This window comes from Bartonella acomydis, from assembly GCF_039543025.1.
Taxonomy (GTDB): Bacteria; Pseudomonadota; Alphaproteobacteria; order Rhizobiales; family Rhizobiaceae; genus Bartonella; species Bartonella acomydis.
The window spans coordinates 160,693-185,062 of record NZ_BAABIY010000012.1; the positions used below are offsets into that span (position 1 = coordinate 160,693).

A 24,370-nucleotide genomic window follows, 5' to 3' on the forward strand; every position below is an offset into this window, starting at 1 on the left:
TTGATAAATAAAATAGCTAATTAAAACGAAGCAGCCTTTCAAGATAACTTTTTTCTTCTTCTAAAATATGTTCCTTACCCAAACGTTTGCGAATTTCTTCCAAAATCTGCCGTGTACGCATCTGATCACTTTCTTGTGGTATAGCTGTTCCTTCTTGCTCTTGATCTGTTTTTGAAGAAAGTGGGCGTCCCAATGGATCTTCAGAACCAGCAGCAGTATTTTTGTTGTTTCCATCTTCTTTAAGTGTTTCGCGCATTTTTTCTAAAACATTTTGTGCAGCTTTTCGCAAAGCTTCTAAAGCATCCGCCTGATTATGCATAGATTTTTGATGATCCCCCTGATCAAGAGCATCTTCTGCAGAATTCATTTTCTCTTCTGCTTTTTTGAAAGCATCGCTCACCCCCACCCCTTGCGCTGAGAGTTCTTTTTCTAACATTGACAATTCAGATTGCAATTCGGCCTGCCGTTTTTTTAAAGATTTTCTTTGCGTTTCTGGAATATTTTCTCCACGTTGTTGTTCTTTTTCTAATTTGTATGTTTCATTGAGAATTTCTTGCTGACGACGCATGAAATCTCCAAGCCTATCCATTTTTTCTTTCATCTTTGTGAATTGGCTTTGGCGCGTCCCCCCACCCCGATTGCCTTTTTGGACTTGTAAATGATCGAGAGTCTGTTCAATTTCAGCCAACAGCTGCTCAGCGGCCAAAGAAGAGCCCATTTTGGCCATTTCTTCAATGAGATCTAGTTTTCTTTCTAATGAATCCTCTGAAAGATTAGAACGACTAAGAGTGTTATTGTTAGCATGCGTACTATCTTGTGCATTTTCAGCCAAAGCCTGGATATACGTATCCATGGCTTGGCGTAAATCTGCCATAAGCCGTTCAATTTCTGCCGCCGGAGCACCATAACGAAGTGCATCACGCAAAGCAGCTTGTGCTTGTTTTAAATTTTTCTGCACGGATTCCAGTTGATTTCCTTCAACACCCAGAGCAATCTGCCATAAATAATCGACCACCCCACGCAAATCATCCTCTGTCTCTGCCATAGAAAGCCTTGTCCAAGCACTCTGTAGAACAAGAAAATGTGTGAGATTCTGCAGCCCCTCCTTTGGACGTACAAGTAAAGCAGAAAGCATATCAAGGACACGCTCCTGCATAGAAGCATCAAGTGCCAGTAAACGACGCAATTCAACCACTGCACGCGCAATAGGATTCGAAAACACGCGCTGTGGTAGTGTCATCACAAAAGTTTTACTCCGTCCTTGCTGACCTGCACCATCTTCTGCCAACAAAGTAATTTTGACTTGCGAACCAGCCCATGGATGTGCTGATACATCTTTTACCATCCGCATTTTACCCTTTCCACCACGAGGTAGAAGAAGTTTTATTTCAGGTGCCTTATAGAGAGAAAGAGTGTTTTTGTGCTGATTAAAAAACGGTTCTATTTCAACAACAGCTTTTGTCACGCCATAATCGTCATAGAGTTCATATTGCAACTCTAATGAACCGGTTAAAATCCGCCCTGGCTTTTCCAGCCAACGGATTGTTGGTTGTTGATCTTGCATCACCTGCAAATGCCACTGCTGTTGTTTGTGACGTGAAGAGACCAACAAATCTATTGAATATTTTAACTGCGTTTCAAACTGAACAATTGGATCCTTTAAAGCCACCTTTTCATTTTTTTTTGCCAACAAAACTTCACGTGCATCCTCTTTAGATACCGCTTTTACTGAAATACCAGCACCATTGACAACACGCACAACCAAATCACTCCCTTCAGGAACTTCTAGCTGTTTTGTCTCGCCTTTTGTTAAATAAAGAGGTGCAACACCGGTATAAGCAGGAGGTGTGACCCAAGCATCAATCCGCATTGTTGTTTCATCAATGATAGGACGAAAATCAAACGCATCTGCCAAACGCCCCCCTAGCGAGCCAAAAGAAAAACTAAAAGCACAGACACAAAAGAGAACACATAAAGCCCTCAAAGCGAAAGGATCGAAAGTTGCACTATTAGGAAAAATAAATCCAGTTTTTAAATGATCTAATTGTTCTGCCATACGGCGCTGATGTTCACGCCAAACAATAGCATGAAAATCATCATCATTTTCAGAACATAAACGATCTGTTTGAACACTTAAAGGCTGATGTTGAAGGCCGTTTGCTTGTTCAAGACGCCGATTAACCTCGCGTGTTGTAGGAAATCGAAAAGATTTAAGAAAAAATAAACTGCCCACGACCAAAATGAGTATAAGCCCAAGCAAAAGCAAATGTAACCAATAACCCAGAATGCCAAAAATACCCAACCAACTCAGTGAACAAAAAACACTAAGAACGAGGAAAAACGGTAACAATCGCACCCACATACGCTCCAATGAGAGGATAAACCACATCAAAATGCGCATACCAACAAGTTTTATTCTTGCAAAACTTTTGATGTTTTCATTTCTCATAGACAAATGTTTGTCCCTTTTTACAGCGATGAATTGAGATCATAAAACCCATATAAGACAATTTCCAGAAAATAAATTGTTTCATCAAAGTTTAATAAAAATAAGACCTAAAAGACTCAAAACAGACTAGATCCAATCAGGGACATGATCACATTCTATCAATTGTGCATAATCAAGGCGTGGACGAATAACTGCATACCGCGTATCCTGCACAAGAATTTCTGGCACCAAAAGCCGGCTATTATAAGTGCTTGCCATTACTGCTCCATAAGCTCCTGCTCCCATAATCGCTAAAAGATCCCCCGGAGCCAAAATTGGCAAACAGCGATCTAAGGCCAAATAATCGCCGGTTTCACAAACAGAACCCACAATATCTGCCCGAATATGTTCTGCATCTTTTGGTGTCTGTTTTATTGGCATCACATTCTGCCAAGCATCATAAAGCGTTGGACGTATAAAATCATTCATCGCCGCATCCACAATAACAAAATTCCGCCCTTTCCCTCTTTTTAAATAGAGAACAGATGTCACCAACACACCCGCTTCACCAACAATACTGCGTCCCGGCTCCAGGATAATATTGATTCCTAAAGGGGCAATATGTCTTTTCACAAGCGCTGCATAATCAAAAGGAGAGGGTACGACATGTTGTTCATGACCGTATGTTATACCAAGACCACCACCAATATCGATATGCTTTATCACATAGCCATCGCTCCATAATTGACGCACAAAATCTGCGATAATAACGAAAGCCTCCTCAAAAGGTTTTAAATCACAAATTTGACTTCCAATATGCATATCGACACCGCAAACCTGCAATCCAGGTAAAGAAGCGGCTTTTTTATAAGCCTCCCTTGCGAACACCAATGGAATACCAAATTTATTTTCAGACTTTCCTGTTGTAATTTTCTTATGCGTTTTTGCATCAACATCTGGATTAATACGCAGTGAGACACGTGCTGTTTTTGCCAATGCTACAGCACGCTGAGACAATTGTTCAAGTTCTGACTCTGATTCAACATTAAAACAATAAATATCCTGAGAAAGAGCAAAATCTATCTCTCTAACTGTTTTACCAACCCCAGAATAAACAATATGATGGGCAGGAATACCAACAGCAAGTGCGCGCCGCAATTCACCCTCTGAAACCACATCAGCTCCCGATCCGTTTACCGCCAAAAGCCGTAAAACGGCTTGATTAGAATTGGCTTTAACCGCATAAGCAATCAAACTGGGCATTTCAAAAAATGCCTTTTGATAATCCTTAAAACGTGTCAGCAATGCATTAGCTGAATAACAATAAAAAGGTGTCCCCACATCCTGTACAAGAGCAGGAAATGAGAGCCCTTCAGCATGGAGCATAGCTTGACGATAAGAGAAAAACTGCACATCTCCCCCTTATTTTATCAAACGGTCAAGAATAAAAGCTTTATCATCTTCATTTTTGGCAACAGATTCGCCTTTTACAGGCTTCTGTACACTTGAAGGTGGCATTTCCAACGCGCCTTTACGCCCACATCCAATAAGAACAATACCCCCCAAAAGGACAATTGTTAAACTCCTTAAAATGCTTTTCATATGCCCTTTTCTCTCCTATCGATATTTCTTTTTATATTATTGAATTATAAAGCCAACTCTTCAAGCTGTCACAAGACGCTTTTTCCAATAGGCAATTTGGTAAAGTACTTCTGAAGGCGCTGTACCTCCAAAACTTTTACGACTTTCAACTGACTTTTCAACCGTTAAAACATCAAAAACTGTTGCATTAATTTTAGGACATATTTTTTGCAGCTCCGCCAATGACAAATCATGAAGGCGACATTGTTTTTTTTCTGCCAACGCGACAACACGCCCCGCAATATGGTGTGCTTCACGAAAAGGAAGCCCTAGCACACGCACCAACCAATCCGCAAAATCTGTTGCCGTTGCATAACCAAAATCGGCTGCTTGCCTCATTGCTTCTTTATTGACCTGCAAATCACCTATAATCTCTGTCATTACTGCCAACGACAACTCTAGATTCAAAGCACCATCAAAAACATATTCTTTATCTTCTTGCATATCTTTTGAATAAGCAAGGGGCAATCCTTTCATCACAGTTAACAACCCCATCAGTGCGCCATTCAGTCGTCCTGTTTTAGCCCTTATCAATTCTGCTGCATCAGGATTTCTCTTTTGCGGCATAATAGACGAGCCAGTAGAAAAAGCATCTGACAAACGAATAAAATGAAATTGTTCACTTGACCAAAGAATAATTTCTTCTGCCAAACGCGAAAGATGCATAGCACAAAGAGCACCAGCACTTAAAAATTCCAAAGCAAAATCACGGTCCGAAACACTATCAATGGAGTTGCGTGTTGGTTCTCGAAAGCCTAATGTTTGTGCTGTCATAAAACGATCAATCGGAAAGCTTGTTCCTGCCAAAGCGGCAGCCCCTAACGGCGATTCATTCATTCGTTCAACCGCATCCCGCATCCGTGATAAATCGCGAGCAAACATTTCAACATAAGCCATCATAGAATGACCAAATGTTACAGGCTGTGCTGATTGTAAATGCGTAAAACCTGGCATAAAACTATCGACATGTTGCTCAGCTCGAACAAGTAATTGTTCTATTAATCCCTTTAAAGCTTGCGCTATTCTCTGTGTTGCTTCACGCACCCACAAACGAAAGTCAACGGCTACTTGATCATTACGTGAACGAGCCGTATGCAAACGTCCAGCAACCGGACCAATCAATTCACAGAGTCGTGCTTCAATATTCATATGAATATCTTCAAGTTTTCGTGAAAAAATGAACCTACCATCCTCAATTTCTTGACGAATAAGTTTTAAACCATGCACAATTTTTTCATAATCTGATTGTGAAATAATCTCTGTTTGCGCTAACATTGCAACATGAGCAAGTGAACTTTCAATATCTTGCCGATAAAGTTTTTGGTCAAAATCAATTGAGGCATTAATTTCTTCCATAATTGCAGCAGGTCCTGCTATAAATCGGCCTCCCCACATTTGGTTTTTGAATTTCTCGGCTGTCATATTCTAAAAATACCCATAAAAAGGATAAAAATCATGGTTCCTCAAACTTTTACTAGCACAAAAAAGAAAAACAAAAAGAGGCTCGTCATCGCATTCTTTCTCACTGCCTTAATCTTTGTTGGTATCAGTTTATACGCAATAAAAGCACCTCATGACAAGAGAGCGCCTTCTTTTGCCAACTTTATTTCAGAAAAAAACACTGAAAAAAGACAAACGGAAAAAATGGAAACGATAAAAAAAGCAGCAAAAGGCTTTTTCACCAACATACGATTTGCTGATATGCTTTATAACATGAACAATCTTTCTTTCAAAGATCTTCAAGGAAAAGATCACAAACTCTCTGAATTCTCTGGAAAACCGATTCTGATCAATCTATGGGCCATCTGGTGTGCCCCCTGCCGCACGGAAATGCCTGAACTAGCGCAATTAAAACGTGAATTGGGTGGAAAAAATTTTGATGTAATAGCTATTAATACCGATAAAACAGCTTCTCCTGAAAAGATTCAGCAATTTTTACAGAATGTTGATGCTGATAATTTAGACTACTATCGTGATGAAACAATGAATATTTTCAACGATATTCGAAAACAAGGATTAGCTTTAGGATTACCCATCACACTCCTGATTGATAAAAATGGTCATCTCATTGCTTCCTATAATGGTGCAGCTCCATGGGCTAATGAAGATGCTAAAGCACTTATAAAAACTGTCATAGAAGAAGCAGAATAACCTAATAACCACGCCTTTTTAAACGTTGTATAGCAACATCTAATGCTGACAAAAAAGCAGAACGATCTTTGCGCATCAAAGGACGGGGACCACCTGTCATATTGCCCTGTTCGCGCAAATCCTCCATCAAATTGCGCATCGCCAAAGCTTGACCGATAGAGTTTATATCAAAAACACGCCCCTTTGGCGAAAGACAAAGTCCACCAGCCTGCACAACGCGTGCTGCTAAAAGGATATCACTAGTAATAACGATACTCGCCTCATGCACATGTTCTACAATCCAATCATCTGCACAATTGAATTCACCAGCCACAATCACTCTTTCAATGAGCTCTTCATCTGGAAGAAAGAGAAAACGATTTGCCACAACAAATGTTTTTAGCTGATAACGATTCATCACACGATAAACTTCAGCTTTTACAGGACAAGCATCCGCATCAACCAATAAAGTAATGGCAGGTTTTATTTGTTTACTCGTCTGTTGGCTTTCACACACGCATTCGTTCTTTCACGTCTTTAAATGCTGCAAACGATTGCGATAAAACATGATTGCTGCGTTTATTTCGCCTCCCAAAATAAAAATTGCACTTAATATGTAAAGAAGAATAATAGCAACCATAATAGATGCCAACCCCGCATAAGTAGAAATATAATCAAACATTGCTAAATAGTGTGCAAAAGCAATGGAAGCCATAAACCACACCGACATTGTTACCAAGACTCTTGGTAAAATATCTATAAATTTCCGCCTTTCTGCTGGAAGCCATTTATGAACAATCAAAAGACTAACAAACAAAATAACAACGGCGATAACATAACGCCATAGACGAATAACACCGATATATTCACTCATAAAAAAAGATTGATTTTGCATAATTTTGATCAACAAAGGTGCCAAAACCAACAAAAAGCTAATCACCACAAGACCAACTGCACCAAGAATGACAAAAAACAAGCTTTGGAAACGACAAAACAATAAACCACGCCGATCAGTGACACGATAAGCTTTGTTTAAAGCCGCACGCAAAACTTCTACCCCATTAGAGGCAAAATAAGCTGCTCCAATGACAGAAATCGTCAATACATCCCCTCGCTGAACGGTTAAAACATTGATAATTTCCTTTGATAAAGGATCCGCAATAACATCTGGCAATAAGTAAACAAGCGCTTTAATTTTTTGTGGTGTATAGGTAAAAGCGCCAAGAAAACTGGCAAGAGATGTTCCAAAAATAAAAAAAGGAAAAAACGCTAGCAGCCCCGACAAAGCAACATGACTAGCAAAAGCACTGCCATTATCGCGCCAATAATGGCTTATTGCATTAACAAAAATACGATAGCTATACCAAAAGATATTTTTTAACAAATCTCAATACTTTCTGGTAACACTCTTTGTAATTTATAAAAGCTTCACAACAATCATCAAAATTCCACAGCAATCTTTTAATATAAAGGGCAATAGTCAATATGGTCAAATCTCACTATGTATTAAAAGTGAAAAGAATCAATCAAAAAATTTTATAGATTAAGAACCAAAGGCGATGAAAATGAATATAATACAAAACCTTTTTCACACGCCCTCTTTAAAAACACTATGGCGCCCAAAATCAGGCGTATCAATTTCCTGTCCCGCTTCAATAATATTACGACGCACAGCACGCATACGTGTAAAAAAGCTAAACAGTGTTTCCCCATCTCCCAAACGAATAGCCTGTTCTAAAGCAGTAAGTCCTTCAGTAAAACGGCTCAACATTTCTAAAATAGCTTCCTTATTATGCAAACAAATATCACGCCACATAACAGGATCAGAAGATGCCAAACGGGTAAAATCACGAAAGCCTGAAGCGGAATAAGCAATCACTTCCGAATTGGTTACCTTTTCTAGATCACTGGCTGTTCCAACAGTATTATAAGCAATCAAATGGGGCAAATGCGAAACAATCGCCAAGACAAGATCATGATGTTTAGGGTCCATTTTTTCGACACGCGCACCACAAGCTTCCCAAAATGCTGTCAATTGCGCAACCACCCCAGCATCACTTTCAGCAAAAGGCGTTAAAATACACCAGCGATTTACAAACAGATCGGCAAAACCAGCATCGGGTCCTGAATATTCTGTTCCGGCAATCGGATGCCCTGGAATAAAATGAACTATTTTGGGCAATAAAGGTGCCATTTCTGCAATGACCAATTCTTTTGTGGAACCAACATCACTTACAATCGCTCCAGGTTTTAAATAATCACGAATGGTTTTTGCCACCTCAGCACTTGCTCCAACAGGAACAGAAACAATCACAAGGTCGGCTCCTTTGACAGCTTCTGCATTATCGGTTGTATAAAAATCCCCAAGTTCCAATTCACGTGCTCTTTCCAATGTTTCTTGACGACGCGTTGCAATAGAAATTTGAGCTGCAAGATTTTTCTTTTTAATGACTCTTGCTAAAGAAGAGCCAATCAAACCAATCCCTATAAGTGCTATTTTTTCAAACCGTATATGGAGCATTTCTCACCTTTAAAGTCTCTTTGAAAGCTGCATAAAAGCAAAATTTATTTACTTCTTTGTTTAAGAGTTATGTACCAAACATTTTAAAAATCACAACCAACAAGAAAATAAAATAATAAGGTCACAGCAAACCTACCAATAACCACTTAGCACAAGCCATTAATAAATTATCTTATCTGAAAAATACCCACAATAATGACAGGAAGCATAACATCGAGCCTTAAAACATGAAATTTTGGGCCCACAAACAGGCTTCATGGCACAAAATACAAATGCTCTCTTTTAAATTCTTGAGCAATAACAACAATCATTTTCCATAAAACTTTCCAAGTTTTCAAATAAACTCTTACAAATACAGTGTAATACTTTAAGCAACTTTTTGGCGCCGCGCGGCAATTGTAAGTCCCAGCAAAGCTTGGCGAATAATCGCTTCACTCAAAAATGGGTTTTTACGGCTTTCTAAAACAGCAGTTTGAATTCTTTCCATCGCGGAGGAAATCTGCTCTAATTTCCAATATCTTAAAGCTTGTTCAACGATTTTTTTCCGTTGAAAAAAAATTGGTGGCCGTGCTTGAGAAATCACAATAGAAGGAGGTTTTCCTTCAACCTCCACTTGATAACGCAAAAGCTGCAGTTGCTGAAAATGCCTTTGTGCGGTACTCAAAATCAAAAAAAATGCACCACTCAATGGAGCATTTTGGCTAAAATGTGCTTCAAAACTTGATATATCACCCAATAAAAGAGCATCAATGACTTCATCGAAAGAAACAGCACTCACATTACTCACAATAGCTTTCACATCCTCAAGAGTAATCTGTCTATCAGCAGCATAAAGACAAAGCTTCTCTAATTCACTTCGAGAAACAAGGCGATCTCCTCCCAAACTTTCATGCAACCACTTGCGTGCATCCAAAGAAATGCTCTTTTTAAAATAACCCACAACCTCATCAATCAGACCATCAAGAGAACGAGTATCATCAGCAAAACAAGGCAGAGCCATTGCTTTTGCTGCCGTTTCAATAACATTTCGTAAGCCTGTTCCTTTTTTCAAATCTTCCGCCTCAATGAGAATAAAACTTTTCTCTGGAGGTTCCTTAATTAAAAGCTTTAAGGCTGTAAGAAAACCTTTTTGGTTAGCAGCATGAGAAATCCAAATCAAACGATCGCCTCCAAAGAGTGATAAAGTATTCGCTTCATTTCCCAAACGAGCAGGATCTTTATCAATCTCAGTCGCATCCAAACGAATTGTTGAAAACGGATCATCTATTGCGACCTGTGTAAGCTTAGCAAAGCGTTGTGCATACTCACAAACAAGCCCTCGATCTGGTCCATAAATGAGAACAATAGGAAAAGCACGTGAGAGACGCGTTAGAAAATGATCAACTTCATGTGCTTTTTTCTGAGCCAAAATATTAATCCATTAACAGTTCATCATCATCAAGAGCTTCCCCACGAACCTTTTGAAACAGGCCAATTAAATCATTGACATTCAAGCCTTGACGTTTTTCCTGACAGACATCTAAAATCACTTTTCCGCCATGCAACATCAATGTTCGATCTCCATGATCAAGCGCTTGCCGCATAGAATGCGTCACCATAATAGTTGTTAATTTTTTCTCTTCAACGATTTTTTCGGTCAATTGCATCACAAAATCAGCCATTCCAGGATCTAAAGCCGAGGTATGTTCATCCAACAATAAAACATCCGCATGCGCCAAGGTAGCCATCACAAGACAAACCGCTTGGCGTTGTCCCCCTGACAAACTGTTCATAGGATTATGGATATATGCTTCAAGACCAATACCCAATTGAGCAATTTCATCTCGAAAAAATTGTCGTTTTTCATGATTTAAGGCTGAACGCAAACCACGACGACTCCCCCGAAGAGCAGCAAGAGCCAAATTTTCTTCAATTGTTAAAGAACCGCAGCTTCCTATTGATGAATCTTGAAAAACACAAGCAACCCTTCCCGCACGCTCACTCACCGATTGCCTAGAAACATTTTGTCCATTGATGATTACTTTTCCTGTGGTGGGCAGAGTTGGGCCTGCTAAAACGCTCAGCAAAGTTGATTTACCAGCACCATTTGAGCCAATAACCGTAACAAAGCTGCCCCGATCAATCTTGAGATTAACATCTATTAAGGCTTGTTTTTGCAAAGGTGTTTGCGGTTTAAATGTAACGCCCACATGTGAAAATTCAATCATGTTTACGCCTCCCCCAATAACGCGGTATAATAAGAGCCAAAACAACAAGCAACGAAGTGATCAATTGTAGATCTGTCGATGTATCAATACCAATTCCATTTGCTTCAAAAGCAAATTGCACAGCAACACGGTAAAGAACGGAACCCACAATACAGCTGACAATAATCCAAAAAATATTACGCGTACGAAAAAGAGTTTCCCCAATAATAACCGCTGCTAAACCGAAAACAATCGTACCAGCTCCACCAGTAATATCGGTAGCAATTGCAGTTTGAATATAAAGGGACCCTCCAAGAGCAACACAGGCATTAGAAAGCCCCATACCAAAATAAATCAATGCTGAGGTATGAACGCCTTGCGCTGTAGCCATCCGTGGATTAGCTCCCATTGCACGCATAGCAAGACCTATTTCACTTTCCAAAAAGCGCCAAATCAAAAATGCCATAATTAATAACACGGCACCAATAAAAAGAGGACGCACAAAAATATCAGACAAGCCAAACAGATTATAAAAGGGTGTTAACGCCGTATCAGAAAGTGCCAAATTAATATTAGAGCTTCCCATAATCCCCATAATACGAAGATTAACCGTATAGAGCGCTGACATTGTTAAAATGGAAGCCAAAAGATTTAAAATACCGAAACGCAAATTGAGCAAAGCTGTTATCAAACCTGCCAACATCCCAGCACAAAAAGCGCCAGCCATAGCAATCCACGCATTGAAACCTAAAAGAATCAACACCCCACAAACACAGGAGCCAAGAAGAAATGAACCATCAACCGTTAAATCAGGAAAATCTAAAACGCGAAAAGAGAGATAAACCCCTATAGCCACAAACGCATAAACAAGACCTAACTCCACAGCGCCAGAAAAAGCAAATATACTCATCCAAAGATAACCCTATAAAAATTTAACGTACTTTTATTGTGTCAATATTATATGAAAAGCCTATTGAAGAACTTTTGTCGCACGTTCAATAACTGCCTGTGGAATAACAATACCAGCTTTCTTTGCTGCCTTCATATCAATTCTAATGTCGTTATTAGCTGCCTGTACAACATCAATATCGCCAGGCCTTTCACCTTTTAGAATACGCACAGCCAGTTTTCCAGCATCAACCCCAACATCGTAGAAATTCACACCCTGTGTCATAAAAGGTCCGCGCCCAAGAGCGTTAAAATCAACAGTAAATACAGGCATATTTCCTTCCTGTGTAACTTTTACGGCCCCCTCTAAAACAGAAAGCACCGTATTATCAGCGGGAATAAAAATGATATCTACCTTACCAATTAAAGCGCGTGTTGCTGCCTGAACATCAGAAGGTTTAGGCGCCGATGAAGGAATGATTTCAATGCCAGCTTTATTTGCCACATCTTTTAAGATTTTCAATGTCGCAACAGAATTGGCTTCAGAAGCATTATAAAGGAAACCAATTCTTTTTAAATCTGGTTTTACTTCTTGCAAAAGTTTAACAGTTGCTTCCACATCTATGCGATCAGAAGCTCCCGTTACATTTCCACCAGGTTTGGTAAGCGAAGACACTATTTTGGTACCAACAGGATCAGAAATCGCAGCAAAAACAATAGGGATTGTTTTCGTTGCCGCAACCATTGTTTGAGCTGAAGGTGTGGTAATTGCTACAATAACATCGGGTTTATCACCAACGAACTTGCGTGCAATTTGCGTTGCTGTAGAAATATTGCCCTGTGCTGATAAAAAGCTCAATTCGAAATTTTCACCCTGCTTATAACCATTTTCTGCTAGCGTATCTATAATCCCTTTACGAACAGCCTCTGCAGCAGGATGTACCATAATTTGTGTAACTGCAACTTTAATGTGTTTAACGTGATCACCAGCTTTTGCAAAGCCACTCATAATAAAAACAGTTGCAATTACAATGCATAATATATTGACTCTTTTCAACATTCTACTCCGCCCCTCTTTTGCAACAATTAAAGAGGAGCAATTTATTGAAGAGTATTGGTAAAATCAATCGTTATTTTTATTTTTGAAATATTTACAAAATAAATCAGACTGACATGTTATTTTTTTGTTGCAATTCGTTAAAGCCTACGCCATACAGGCAGCATCTGAAGCAAAATATGTTTCGAATCGGTGAGCGGGTGTAGCTCAGGGGTAGAGCACAACCTTGCCAAGGTTGGGGTCGTGGGTTCGAATCCCATCGCCCGCTCCATTTTGAATTTTGTATGTATTAAATTTTGTTGTAGCTTGTCAGCAGATTTTGTATATTTTTGTGCCAATTTATTTTCTTTCAAATAATTTTTAAGAGTTTCTCAAAGGGTCTTCAAAGACCTTTCAAAGGTCATTTAATTTATCTTTTTCTTTTCTCTTAAAGATCACAATTGGTAATGATCAGTTCCTTTGCCGGAATCGCATCATTTGACAAATTACACGAATAAATTGTTCTCATCTCTTTTAAGTTAAATTGACTGAAAGTTTTTCGTATCTCTATAGGCACATCATTAAGAGACAGAAGAAACTTCTCCTTATAATTGCGCAAGCAGCACAGACATCATCTGATAATTCTCACGCTTAAACAAATCCTTTCCATAGTAAGCCTCCACATCATGATGATAGAACAGCAATCGACTAAGATTGTTCACGAAAATCAACCTAATGAAACAATCCACCCCGCACGAATAGGTATCCAGCCAAACAATGGGCTAAATTTCTTGTTAACGATGGTTGACGCACAGATCCTAAAATAATTGCAATATTCAACAAAACACTCCCCTCTATTTGCCCCGACAAATCTGATTACATGTTGAAAAATAATCGTAAACAGAATGACTGATACAAATACACTATCTAATAACAACAATCGTTATTGCAAAGCATGGCCTAAAATCGATCAACCTTAGCAATTTGCTCATTTTATCTCCCTTATCCCACCTCTTTCCACTTAAACTAAATTCTCGTTCCCAATGGCACTTGTTTTATCATTTTTTATATGAACATAAAAAATATTACGACGAAACACGCAGAAAACAGGATTTTTTATATCAATTGTTTCATACACTCTTCCATAATTCATAAAAATGATGAAGAGGGCCACGTCCTTTCCCAACTTGCAAAACATCTGCAGCAGATAAAGCTCCATGTAAATAGTCCTTTGCTTGTTTAACCGCACAAAACAAAGGCTGTATAGGCAATAATGCTGCAATTGCAGCAGAAATAGTACAACCCGTACCATGATCATGAGTGGTTTTGAGACGAGACGCATCAAGCATGACAAGATCTTCACCATCACAATAAAGATCCGGACTAGAAGAATTGTCATTCTCCATACTCTCTCTCGCAAGCGTGCTCAAATGCCCACCCTTTAACAGAACTGCTTTACAACCAAGTTCCAGCAATTGTGGAGCATATTGGTACATGGAGTTTAATGACCATTGCACCTCACATCCCAACAGCAGAGATGCCTCAGGTAAATTGGGCGTGATCAAAGTTGCCATGGGCACAAGAACATCACGCATAATTTCAATGGTGTCAGGCTGTAAAAGCACATCTCCACTTTTTGCCACCATAACGGGATCAAAAACAATGAAACGCGCTTTGTGATGAGCAAGACGCTCTGCTATAACCCTTGCAATCTGAGCATTTGCCACCATACCAATTTTAACAGCATCAACATGAATATCCTCAAAGACTGAATCAATTTGATCAGCAACAAAAGAAGCTTCCAACGCTTGGAAAGAACGCACACCCTGAGTATTTTGTGCAACAACAGCTGTAACCACACTCATACCATAAGTTTTCATGGCTGAAAAAACTTTTAAATCCGCATGCATTCCAGCGCCACCAGAAGGATCTGTTCCCGCAATAGATAAAATCCGTGGAATAAAAAGTTCATCTTTTTGTAATTCCATCAACTCTTTCCTTCTGTTTTTAAATATTAGAAAATGAATTACCTAAAAAAGAGAAGCATGAAAAAACATAAAAAGAGATGTTTTCTCATGTAAATTACGTTATATATACGGTCTTTTTGTAGATATAAAATGGAAAATCTAGTGCTTATCCTTCGTTCTATTCTTTTCACATTAGCTTTTTATACCACAACTTTCGTACAAATGATTCTTTATGCTCCCATTTATTTTTTCATGCCACGCAAAAAAGCCTGGATTGTACCAAAAACATGGGCGCGCATTACACTTTTTTTACAAAAACACATAGCAGGTACAAATTATGAAATTGAAGGATTAGAAAATCTTCCCAAAGGCCCCTATATTATTGCTCCCAAACATCAATCCGCTTGGGAAACCTTTGGCCTTGTCCCCTATCTTGATGATCCTGCTCTCATTTTAAAACGTGAATTGACGTGGATTCCACTTTTTGGCTGGTACATGGCAAAAACACAAATTATCCCCATTAACCGAACAACACCCATCAAAGCCCTGAAAACCATCATACAAAAAGCCAAAGAAAAAGCAAAACAAGAGCGCCAAATCCTCATCTTTCCCGAAGGAACACGCCGTAAACCTGGTCAAGAACCAGATTATAAATCAGGGATTGTTGCTCTCTACAATGAATTAGGACTTCAAGTTGTTCCCATTGCTCACAATGCCGGCCTATATTGGCCACGCGGCAATTTTCGCCGTTATCCTGGAACAATCCGCGTTCGCATTCTACCCCCCATAGAAGCTGGTTTAAACAAACGTGATTTTTTAGAACAACTCATCGAAAAAACAGAAAAAGCCTGTGATGAACTGCTTTTATTAGCAGCACAAGATTTACAGCCCCCCCCTCTGCCACCTTGTGCGATGAGAAAGCTTCAAAAACTGAAACAGCTTGATTAAATATTGACGTATAAAAATAATTACTGCTTTTCATATTGCCTTAAAATGATCCAACATAAGAATAATTTCTCTCTCGCTCTCTATATAATAAATCATTAAAAAATTTTCTTACAGCTTATAAAATCGTAGATGAACAAGCAACATTTGAGAAAGAAAAAGAGGAAAGTGCATATATCTGAACTCCCTCAAGAGAAGAGCAGTTGCAACATCTAAAGAGTTATCAAATAGACTATAATGCCAACCTAAACAGGTACCAAATGGTAATCCTCGATAGATTTTATATTACACTCTCCTCAAGTCATGCTAAAAGATGAGATTGGGATAAATGAAACATTTCTTCAAATAAATATATAGTAAAGCGCATTTTAGTGTACTTTTTTTAAGAAAAGCACAATAAAACAACAGATAAAACATCACCTAATATCTATTTTTAAATAGATACTGCTTTAGAGAATTCTGCAAGCTATAAAGTTAAACTTAAAGGGGAAAAGTAAAAAGCAATGGTGTATTTTATCTCGATAAACAAAACTAATATGCTATAAACCATTTACCCTCTAGATCATGGACTAAAAAGCCTTTTGTACTAAATTAGAATAGTTTTAAAGCACTGATAAGAAGGTATTTAACTTAAACTTCATGCAAAAACTCTTTACTAAATTATTTTTATCCTTGATTTTGAGTTTGATAAGCACTCTTTCTCTGGCTCAGCCTTTTATATCTGTTGATGTTACAACGGGACGTATCTTAGCGCACAATCAAGCTTTTGAGCGTTGGTATCCAGCCTCTTTAACAAAATTAATGACCGCTTATGTCATTTTCCGCGCCATAAGTGCAGAGGAAATTTCGCCCCAAAAACATATAACCATCAGTCAATATGCAGCCAAAGCTCCAGCACACCGTTCAGGTTATAAAGCTGGCTCTGTTCTCACCCTTGATACAGCCTTAACCATCACTTTGACAACTTCCACAAACGATTTAGCCATCGCCATGAGTGAAGCGATTGCTGGCTCACAAGAAGCTTTTGTACAAAAAATGAATGCTGAAGCGCAAAATTTAAAAATGTTTGGTACCCATTTTGCCAATGCAAGTGGATTACCAGATCCGCAAAATTATTCCACAGCACGCGATATTGCTCTTTTAGCGATTCAAATTCGTCGTGAATTTCCTCAATATGCCCATTATTTTTCTATTCCTGCCATTGATTTTGGTAATAAACGAAAAATCCAACCCAATTCAAACAACCTCATTGGTCGCTTTAATGGCATAGATGGCATGAAAACAGGTTTTATTTGTGCCTCTGGCTTTAATCTTGTTGCCTCCGCAACCCGCCATAAACGCACAATTATTGCTGTTATTTTAGGAGCCAACAATATAAGCGAAAGAGAAGAAAAAGCTGCACAACTGCTTGAAGCAGGTTTTTTACATCAAGGCGTACCTCAATTAACACTGGCAACACTAAAACCCTATGGTACTAAAATGACCAAAGTAAATGATATGAAACAACAAATGTGTACACCTAAAGCTATAAAATTGCATACAAATTCTTATGATGATCAAGGAAATCTTATCTTTACTTCACCTTTTATTACTGATCCACCTTCTTCTATACTTCCTTTACAAGTACGACTTATCAGTGAGCCACAAACAAATGAATCCACTCCTCAATATAAAGCGAAAGCAAAAGCAAAATCGCTAAAAAAATTTCATATTCCGTATCAAAATAAGAAAACAGTTCTATAATCAAGTCGGCAAATAATGGTTGGTAAAAACATGAAAATAAAGCGCATTCCACTCACCCTCATTACCGGCTTTTTAGGTTCAGGCAAAACAACTTTGCTCAACCGGATGCTACGTGACCCACTTTTGGCTGATTGTGCTGTGATTATCAATGAATTCGGTGAAATAAGCATTGACCATCTTCTAGTTGAAAAAACAACGGAAGGAATTATCGAACTTGCCAATGGTTGCTTATGCTGCAATTTACGTAGTGATCTCATTGATACTTTGACTAATTTAATAAATCGCATTCAAAGAGGAGATCTCAAACCACTCAATCGCATTATCATTGAAACAACAGGCATGGCTGATCCTGCACCTATTTTACAAGCTCTTCTAAGTCACCCTGTTTTCATGCAAACATTATTCATCGACGACGTTTTGACAACATTTGATATATTCAAGTCGCTTTCCCTCCTTGAATGCTATCCTGAAATACACAAACAATTAGCAATTGCTGATAAAATTATCCTCACCAAAACAGACCTTATTGATGAAAAAAGACTTTCCAATACCCTTCTCAAAACACTCCAAACAATTAATCCTACTGCACAAATCATTGATGCCCATTCTGATCATTGCTGTTCAAATGCATTAATAAGCAAAACATTATGGGATGAAAAAATAGAAAATACACGACATAAACAACAGCATAATATCTCTCCCAGTGAACATACACATCACTCAACCATTCATGCTTTTTCACTAAGCTGTGGAGAACCAATAGATTACACTAGTCTTGATGTTTTTTTAGAACTCCTAAAAGATCTTTATGGTGCGAAATTACTTCGTATTAAAGCAATTATTGCATTACGTGATGATCCACACCGTCCCCTTGTTTTACACGCTATACAAACATTTTTCCATCCACCCACAAGATTACCAGCGTGGCCAAAAAGAAACATACAAACGCGTTTCGTTATCATTGCCGACGGTGTTGAAAAAGAAGCAATACAAAAACTTTTCAATGCTTTTTTTAACAAACCAGCAATAGATACAGCAGACAAAACTGCTCTATTAGATAACCCTCTGAGTATTCCAGGAATAAAGTTTTAATCTTCTCTCCCAAACTCAATAAAATAAAAACTTTTAATGAATAATACTGCTAACTTCCGAATATGCTCTATGATATCCTACAAAAAACACGAACATATCATTTTAGCCGCATCCTAAAAGACAAGAACTTCTATCCACCAGCAATCTGTAATCAGATTGATTTTCTGAAGGATGCCATTGTTCCTCACGCAAAACAGTGCAACATAAAATAACATTATGGTACCAATTCACGCACTTGTTTTAAAGAGACATTTCTCAACGCATATAAGTCTATTTCACGACAATACTAGTAAAGAGTAGATTGGTACCCCTCTATAAATGACATAATATAAGATCCATTCTACAACACCTACTATCTTTACACTCATGAAAGGACAAGCCGATACCATTATCGCTATTCTAGCTATCAATTATGACAGCTCTTACATTTAAGTATTGTTCATAGAAATCTTTTCTTTAAATTTTTCATCCACACGCTCTCCATTTGTGACGTATAAAATAAATGATTTCAAACAATTTAATATAAACAAGTTTGTCATAAGAAAATCTTATGGTATGAGAATCTCTCCCCAAAGTTACAAAATAATAAATTACTATGACAAATTAAGCTATTACCCTTTAATAAACTCCACCTGCTCACCACTTCATGTGATTGCCTTCCCCAGACAAACCTCACCTTAAGATAGTTTCACTTGAACGATAGATATCTTCACTTTATTGATGAAAAGATGAACATAAAACCGTTGTTTAATACGCACTAACGGATTTTATATGACCATACTGCAAAACAAAATTCATAACATTACAGATAAAAAATAATGAGCATTCCATTTTATGATAAGACAATATTCACCGCGTTAGAGTCATTGAAGTTTTATGAGTGCCACGATTAAAAACATAACGCTTTTCATAAACATAAACCGTTGGAGGCATACGATTTTCTTCAAAAAAATCATAACCTTCCTTAAGCATCACCCAGAACGGATAATGAGGATCAGTCTTATGGCGTTCCATATTGTCATCAGTCATACGGAAAGGAAAAGCCTGTAACTGAAATTCTCTCTGTCCACCTTTAAAAGCATCGCGTGCAAAAGCATAAATCTGTGCCATATTCTTATCACTCATGGAATAGCAACCAGCGGAAAAGCAAGAACCATGCACCATCAGATTACTTCCCGTTCTACCATTTGCTTGATCGTAGAGATTAGGAAATCCGATATTAAAAGAAAGATAATATTTTGAATAAGGATTCATATGATTTGCACTAATGGTGTAAAACCCTTCTGGTGTCTGACGGTCTCCTTCTCTATATTTAGGTCCAAGCTGACCAGACCATTTGCAAATACCATAACGCGCCATCAACATAAAAGCCCCTGAACGAGACTGTTTCCAAATTTCAGCAACACTTTCTTCCTTAAAAAACCGCATCATAATCGGCGCATAAGGATCGACGTTGTACAATAGCATTCTATTTTGGATTTCTTGGGGTAAAGGCTGTTCAACTTTAGCGCGAATAGAAGCAGGCAATCTTCCCTCACAAGCTGTTAATATTCCCATTGCAAACAATAAACATACTGCAAGGAATCTATTGAATATCATCGAATTAAACTCCTATCCATCCCCTCACAAGAAATGATTTACGCTAATGACCTACCAATTTGAAGATATTTTTCCCAACGATCTTTTTTAAGCTCTTCACCATCTTTTCCAGCCATAGCTTTTAAAGCCTCTGAAATCACAGCGCCCGCCTCATCAATTACAGTCTCTTTTTCTCTATGAGCGCCTCCCAAAGGCTCCGGAATAATACCATCTATAATTTTTAACCGAAACAAATCTTGCGCGGTAATACGCATATTCATTGCAGCATCTTTTGCCCGCGCTGGATCACGCCATAAAATAGAAGCAGCGCCTTCTGGTGAAATAACAGAATAAATCGCATGCTCTAACATATAAACTTTGTTAGCAGCAGCAATTGCTATGGCTCCTCCAGAACCACCTTCTCCAATAACAACCGAAACAACAGGAATTTTTAGGCGCAAAGTTGCTGCCGTTGATTGGGCAATTGCTTCTGCTTGACCGCGTTCTTCAGCACTTACTCCAGGATAAGCGCCTGCTGTATCAACAAAAGTAAGAAGAGGTAAACCAAACCGATCAGCCATTTCCATAATGCGTACAGCTTTACGATAACCTTCTGGACGCGCAGAACCAAAATTATAACGTAAACGTGTTTGGGTATCATGCCCTTTTTCTTGACCTATATAAGCAACTGCTTCCCCCCTAAAGCGTGCAAACCCCGCTTGAATAGCCTCATCTTCAGCAAACTTACGATCTCCTGCCAAAGGTGTAACATCGCTGAGTAAACGTGCAGAATAGTCCATAAAATGGGGACGATCAGGATGGCGAGCTACTTGTGTTTTTTGCCATGGCGATAATTTTTTATAAATATCGCGCAACGCCGTTTGAGAACGCACCTCAAGGCGTGCAATCTCATCACTCATATCAAGGCTGCCCTCTTCTTGAGCAATTTGTTTTAATTCAAGAATTTTTCCATCGAGATCAGCAACTGGTTTTTCAAAATCAAGATAATTATACATTGTATCCAACTTATTTTGTGTCACTTATACACTTATAATCCACTTCATAAAGCTTTTTTCAAAAATATCACCTTTTCTTTAAGGAGCCTTCTGCTCATCGGTAAGAGGATGATGCTCATTCACAAGACGATAAAGCCCTGCTTCCAATACATGAGTATAAATCTGAGTAGTAGCAATATCAGAGTGACCTAACAAATGTTGAACAGCACGCAAATCCGCACCATTTTGCAAGAGATGACTAGCAAAAGCATGGCGCAACACATGGGGAGAAAAGCTATCACTTTTTATCCCTGCTCTTATGGCGAGACCTTTCAACTCCCGTGCCACAACTTGCCGCGCAATATAACCTGTCTTTGAATGGGCAGGAAAAAGATAAGGACTTGCAGCATCTTTTCCCTGATCACGCAAATCTAACCACTGTGAAAGAACCTGGTGTGCTTTTTTTGATAAAAGCACCATTCGTTCTTTTTTGCCTTTTCCGCGCACCAAAAAACTATACCCTTTTCCGCGAACAGCTTGCACAGGAAGACTCACCAATTCACTAATACGGAGCCCTGTTGCATAAAGCATTTCCATCAACAACTGAAGACGTACTGCATGCAAATGCTCCTTTGACCCACAATCTGCTTGAGAAGCTTCTACTTGCGCAAAATCAAGCAATTTCGTTACCATATTTTCGCTGATAATTTTCGGCAAAGGACGTATCTGACGCGGTGCATCAATATTATGAGAAGGATCATCTGCTCTCAATCCTTCGGCATAAAGAAATTGATAAAATTGACGCAAAGTCGATAAACGACGCGCTTGTGAAGATGCTGCACAACCAAGAGTATGCATAAGCGACAAAAGACCAATTAAATCTTCTCTTTGTGCTGCAAAAAGTGAAAGAGATTGCGAAGCCAATATCTCCTGTGCCCACTGCAAATCATGCTGATAAGCTGCAAGCGTATGGTCAGAAGCACCTCGTTCGGCACTCATCATCTCAAGAAAACGCTCTATCACAGCAGCATCTTTCATTTCATTGATCCGCTTTTGAAGAAAGATTCAATGAATCTAAAGGAACATCGATATACATATCTACAGTGACTGGTTTAACAAAAACCACAAGAGTAATCATGATAGTAAAAAGGATAGCAAGTGAAATAAAAAGAATCATCAAAAATCTGGTCAACGTTGGCATAAGATAATAAACTCTCTCCCGAACACTTCATCTTTTATTATACAGTATAAAAATTAACAAGAATTGACTTTAAAGCAGATAAATGCCGAAATAAATTATGGAAAATAATCGACTAAAACGTATTCCGATAACACAAATAAAGAATCAGCTCTTATCATCTCTTGGGAACCGATCTCTTGTCTTTGTTGGTCTGATGGGTGCAGGAAAATCAGTCATCGGCAAACGCGTTGCCACTATGCTTCGTTTACCCTTTTATGATTCTGATCATGAAATTGAACAAGCCTCAAAAATGACCATCACTGAACTCTTTAAAACTTATGGTGAATCAGAATTCCGCGCTCTTGAACAGCGTGTTATTTTCAACCTGATAAAAAAAAGTCCTCTCATTTTAGCAACAGGTGGTGGTGCTTACATAAATCAAGACATTCGAAAAACCATTCAGCAAAATGCTATATCCATTTGGCTCAAAGTTGATCTTGATATCCTCATGCAACGTGTTTCAAAGCGAAAAACGCGACCACTCCTTCAAACAGAAAACCCTAAGGCAACCATGCAAAAACTCATGGAACAGCGTTATCCTATCTATGCAAAAGCAAATGTAATAATTAACAGTCATAAAGAAAACCGTCTTATCGTAGCCAAAACCGTCATACGATCTGTACAACACTACCTCGATACAGAATAACGATAGAAAGAACAAATATGCAAGCCAAGACCGTTACCGTTAAACTAAACAAGCACTGTTACGACATTATCATTGGACCAAATCTCCTTGCACAAGCGGCTTTGCAAATCAAGCGCTCTCTTCAGCAAAAAGATTTGCGTCAAATGCGTTTGGGAATTATTACAGATAGCAATGTTGCCTCCCTTCACTTGGAGACATTACAGAAAGAATTAATAAAAAATAAAATTCATACTGTTCCAATTGTTGTAGAAGCAGGGGAACAATCAAAATCATTTTCAACCTTGCAAATTGTCATTGATAAAATTCTTTCTGCACGTTTAGAAAGAGGTGACTGGATTATCGCTTTTGGTGGTGGTGTTATTGGCGACTTGGGAGGATTTTCTGCAAGTATCATACGCCGCGGCATGAATTTTATTCAGATGCCCACAACATTGCTTGCACAAATTGACTCCTCTGTTGGGGGAAAAACCGGTATCAATAGCCGATATGGCAAAAATCTTATAGGCACTTTTTATCAACCGCAATGTGTTATTGCTGACACATCTGTTCTTGATACCCTGCCCTTACGCGAATTTCGCGCTGGCTACGCGGAAATGGTCAAATATGGTCTCATTAACCAGCCTGACTTCTTTGCATGGCTTGAAAAAAACGTGCAAGAGATTTTCTCCAATAGCCCTATGCGAACAGAAGCTATTGTCCGCTCATGCCAATTTAAAGCCGATATTGTAGCACGTGACGAATGCGAAACAGGAGAACGTGCACTCTTAAACCTTGGTCATACATTTGGACATATGCTTGAAACAGCAACCGCTTATGATTCAAACCGCTTAATTCACGGCGAAGCTGTAGCAATTGGAATGATTCTAGCCCACCAATTTTCTGCACAATTAAATTTAATAGATTCCGCACTTATAGACCGTATTGAAACCCATTTTAAAGCCATAGGATTACCTACACAACTAAAGGACATCCCAGGAACACTACCAGATGCTGAAACACTGATGAATTTTATTGCCCAAGACAAAAAAGTTTCGCAAAACAATTTAACGTTCATTTTAACACGTGGACTTGGTCAATCATTTATTGCAAAAAATGTTTCACCAAACGCAGTTTTATCGTTTCTGGAACAAAAATTAGCGAAAATTCGTTAATTCATATTGAATATAATTGATTCGTTTTTATACTTCTATTAAAGAATAGTGATGATGATGTCTGCGTAGCTCAGTAGGATAGAGCACAGGATTCCTAAAGAAATTGGGCGCTTTGAGAAGAAATTCTTAAAGTGGATCTGCTCAAATTCGGGGAAAGCTTCATAGGAAACTATATGCCAATCC

Annotated in this window: 20 protein-coding genes, 1 tRNA gene and 2 pseudogenes; 7 read left to right on the forward strand and 16 right to left on the reverse strand. The window is 38.6% G+C overall.

Features of this window, described 5'->3' with window-relative positions:
* Positions 1-16: 16 nt before the first annotated feature.
* The 4 genes from ABD909_RS02610 to argH form a co-directional block, all read right to left on the reverse strand.
* A complete protein-coding gene (locus ABD909_RS02610) occupies positions 17-2,449 on the reverse strand; it encodes a TIGR02302 family protein (RefSeq protein WP_345096579.1) in 2,433 nt (810 codons plus the stop codon).
* A 126-nt stretch (positions 2,450-2,575) separates the two neighbouring features.
* A complete protein-coding gene (gene lysA, locus ABD909_RS02615) occupies positions 2,576-3,841 on the reverse strand; it encodes a diaminopimelate decarboxylase (RefSeq protein WP_345096410.1) in 1,266 nt (421 codons plus the stop codon).
* Positions 3,842-3,850: 9 nt separating this feature from the next.
* Entirely contained in the window at positions 3,851-4,030 is a 180-nt protein-coding gene (lptM, locus tag ABD909_RS02620; RefSeq protein ID WP_345096411.1) for an LPS translocon maturation chaperone LptM, read from the reverse strand.
* 60 nt (positions 4,031-4,090) lie between these two features.
* Entirely contained in the window at positions 4,091-5,491 is a 1,401-nt protein-coding gene (gene argH / locus ABD909_RS02625) for an argininosuccinate lyase (protein ID WP_345096412.1), read from the reverse strand.
* Positions 5,492-5,524: 33 nt separating this feature from the next.
* Here argH and ABD909_RS02630 point away from each other — a divergent pair, with 33 nt between their 5' ends.
* On the forward strand, positions 5,525-6,220 hold the full coding sequence (locus ABD909_RS02630) for a TlpA disulfide reductase family protein (protein ID WP_345096413.1): 696 nt from the start codon (positions 5,525-5,527) through the stop codon (positions 6,218-6,220).
* A 1-nt stretch (position 6,221) separates the two neighbouring features.
* Here ABD909_RS02630 and ABD909_RS02635 read toward each other — a convergent pair whose 3' ends face one another.
* The 7 genes from ABD909_RS02635 to ABD909_RS02665 all read right to left on the reverse strand — a co-directional run bounded on the left by ABD909_RS02635 (position 6,222) and on the right by ABD909_RS02665 (position 12,854).
* The gene (locus tag ABD909_RS02635) at positions 6,222-6,716 is read right to left on the reverse strand and encodes a YaiI/YqxD family protein (protein WP_345096414.1); all 495 of its coding nucleotides are present in this window, start codon (positions 6,714-6,716) and stop codon (positions 6,222-6,224) included.
* A gap of 12 nt (positions 6,717-6,728) precedes the next feature.
* Complete coding sequence (locus tag ABD909_RS02640; protein ID WP_345096415.1) at positions 6,729-7,583, reverse strand: YihY/virulence factor BrkB family protein; 855 nt, start codon at positions 7,581-7,583, stop codon at positions 6,729-6,731.
* Positions 7,584-7,787: 204 nt separating this feature from the next.
* Positions 7,788-8,720, reverse strand: a complete 933-nt coding sequence (locus tag ABD909_RS02645) for a prephenate/arogenate dehydrogenase family protein (protein WP_345096416.1) — start codon at positions 8,718-8,720, stop codon at positions 7,788-7,790.
* Between the two features lie 367 nt (positions 8,721-9,087).
* Positions 9,088-10,128 (reverse strand): DNA polymerase III subunit delta, encoded by a 1,041-nt coding sequence (gene holA / locus ABD909_RS02650; RefSeq protein WP_345096417.1) that lies wholly within the window; start codon positions 10,126-10,128, stop codon positions 9,088-9,090.
* Positions 10,129-10,132: 4 nt separating this feature from the next.
* On the reverse strand, positions 10,133-10,927 hold the full coding sequence (locus ABD909_RS02655; protein ID WP_345096418.1) for an ABC transporter ATP-binding protein: 795 nt from the start codon (positions 10,925-10,927) through the stop codon (positions 10,133-10,135).
* Positions 10,920-11,816: an ABC transporter permease gene (locus ABD909_RS02660; RefSeq protein ID WP_345096419.1), complete on the reverse strand. Its 897-nt coding sequence runs from the start codon at positions 11,814-11,816 to the stop codon at positions 10,920-10,922. Before ABD909_RS02660 ends, ABD909_RS02655 begins: the two co-directional genes overlap by 8 nt.
* Positions 11,817-11,876: 60 nt before the next feature.
* Positions 11,877-12,854, reverse strand: a complete 978-nt coding sequence (locus ABD909_RS02665; protein ID WP_345096420.1) for an ABC transporter substrate-binding protein — start codon at positions 12,852-12,854, stop codon at positions 11,877-11,879.
* Positions 12,855-13,047: 193 nt separating this feature from the next.
* On the opposite strand from ABD909_RS02665, the gene ABD909_RS02670 reads away from it, so the two are divergent.
* Positions 13,048-13,122, forward strand: a tRNA-Gly gene (locus ABD909_RS02670).
* 156 nt (positions 13,123-13,278) lie between these two features.
* On the opposite strand, the pseudogene ABD909_RS02675 reads toward ABD909_RS02670, so the two are convergent.
* Both ABD909_RS02675 and thiD read right to left on the reverse strand, forming a co-directional pair.
* Positions 13,279-13,531: pseudogene (locus ABD909_RS02675) on the reverse strand (DNA adenine methylase); the annotation flags it as partial.
* Positions 13,532-13,960: 429 nt separating this feature from the next.
* A complete protein-coding gene (gene thiD, locus ABD909_RS02680; RefSeq protein ID WP_345096421.1) occupies positions 13,961-14,818 on the reverse strand; it encodes a bifunctional hydroxymethylpyrimidine kinase/phosphomethylpyrimidine kinase in 858 nt (285 codons plus the stop codon).
* Positions 14,819-14,947: 129 nt separating this feature from the next.
* On the opposite strand from thiD, the gene ABD909_RS02685 reads away from it, so the two are divergent.
* The 3 genes from ABD909_RS02685 (at position 14,948) to ABD909_RS02695 (ending at position 18,577) form a co-directional block, all read left to right on the forward strand.
* A complete protein-coding gene (locus ABD909_RS02685; RefSeq protein ID WP_345096422.1) occupies positions 14,948-15,745 on the forward strand; it encodes a lysophospholipid acyltransferase family protein in 798 nt (265 codons plus the stop codon).
* Positions 15,746-16,381: 636 nt separating this feature from the next.
* Positions 16,382-17,485: a D-alanyl-D-alanine carboxypeptidase family protein gene (locus ABD909_RS02690; RefSeq protein WP_345096423.1), complete on the forward strand. Its 1,104-nt coding sequence runs from the start codon at positions 16,382-16,384 to the stop codon at positions 17,483-17,485.
* 30 nt (positions 17,486-17,515) lie between these two features.
* Positions 17,516-18,577 (forward strand): CobW family GTP-binding protein, encoded by a 1,062-nt coding sequence (locus tag ABD909_RS02695; RefSeq protein WP_345096424.1) that lies wholly within the window; start codon positions 17,516-17,518, stop codon positions 18,575-18,577.
* A gap of 849 nt (positions 18,578-19,426) precedes the next feature.
* On the opposite strand, the gene ABD909_RS02700 is transcribed toward ABD909_RS02695, so the two are convergent.
* From ABD909_RS02700 to ABD909_RS02710, 3 genes are all read right to left on the reverse strand, one after another.
* Positions 19,427-20,176, reverse strand: coding sequence for a L,D-transpeptidase family protein (locus ABD909_RS02700; RefSeq protein ID WP_345096425.1), 750 nt, complete (start codon positions 20,174-20,176; stop codon positions 19,427-19,429).
* A gap of 38 nt (positions 20,177-20,214) precedes the next feature.
* A complete protein-coding gene (locus ABD909_RS02705) occupies positions 20,215-21,171 on the reverse strand; it encodes an acetyl-CoA carboxylase carboxyltransferase subunit alpha (RefSeq protein ID WP_345096580.1) in 957 nt (318 codons plus the stop codon).
* A 78-nt stretch (positions 21,172-21,249) separates the two neighbouring features.
* Positions 21,250-22,188: a site-specific tyrosine recombinase XerD gene (locus tag ABD909_RS02710; protein WP_345096426.1), complete on the reverse strand. Its 939-nt coding sequence runs from the start codon at positions 22,186-22,188 to the stop codon at positions 21,250-21,252.
* A gap of 260 nt (positions 22,189-22,448) precedes the next feature.
* Here ABD909_RS02710 and ABD909_RS02715 point away from each other — a divergent pair.
* Both ABD909_RS02715 and aroB read left to right on the forward strand, forming a co-directional pair.
* Positions 22,449-23,079 (forward strand): annotated as a pseudogene (locus ABD909_RS02715) (shikimate kinase).
* Positions 23,054-24,187 (forward strand): 3-dehydroquinate synthase, encoded by a 1,134-nt coding sequence (gene aroB, locus ABD909_RS02720; RefSeq protein WP_345096427.1) that lies wholly within the window; start codon positions 23,054-23,056, stop codon positions 24,185-24,187. The pseudogene ABD909_RS02715 and the gene aroB overlap by 26 nt, the downstream one beginning before the upstream one ends.
* Positions 24,188-24,370 lie beyond the last annotated feature (183 nt).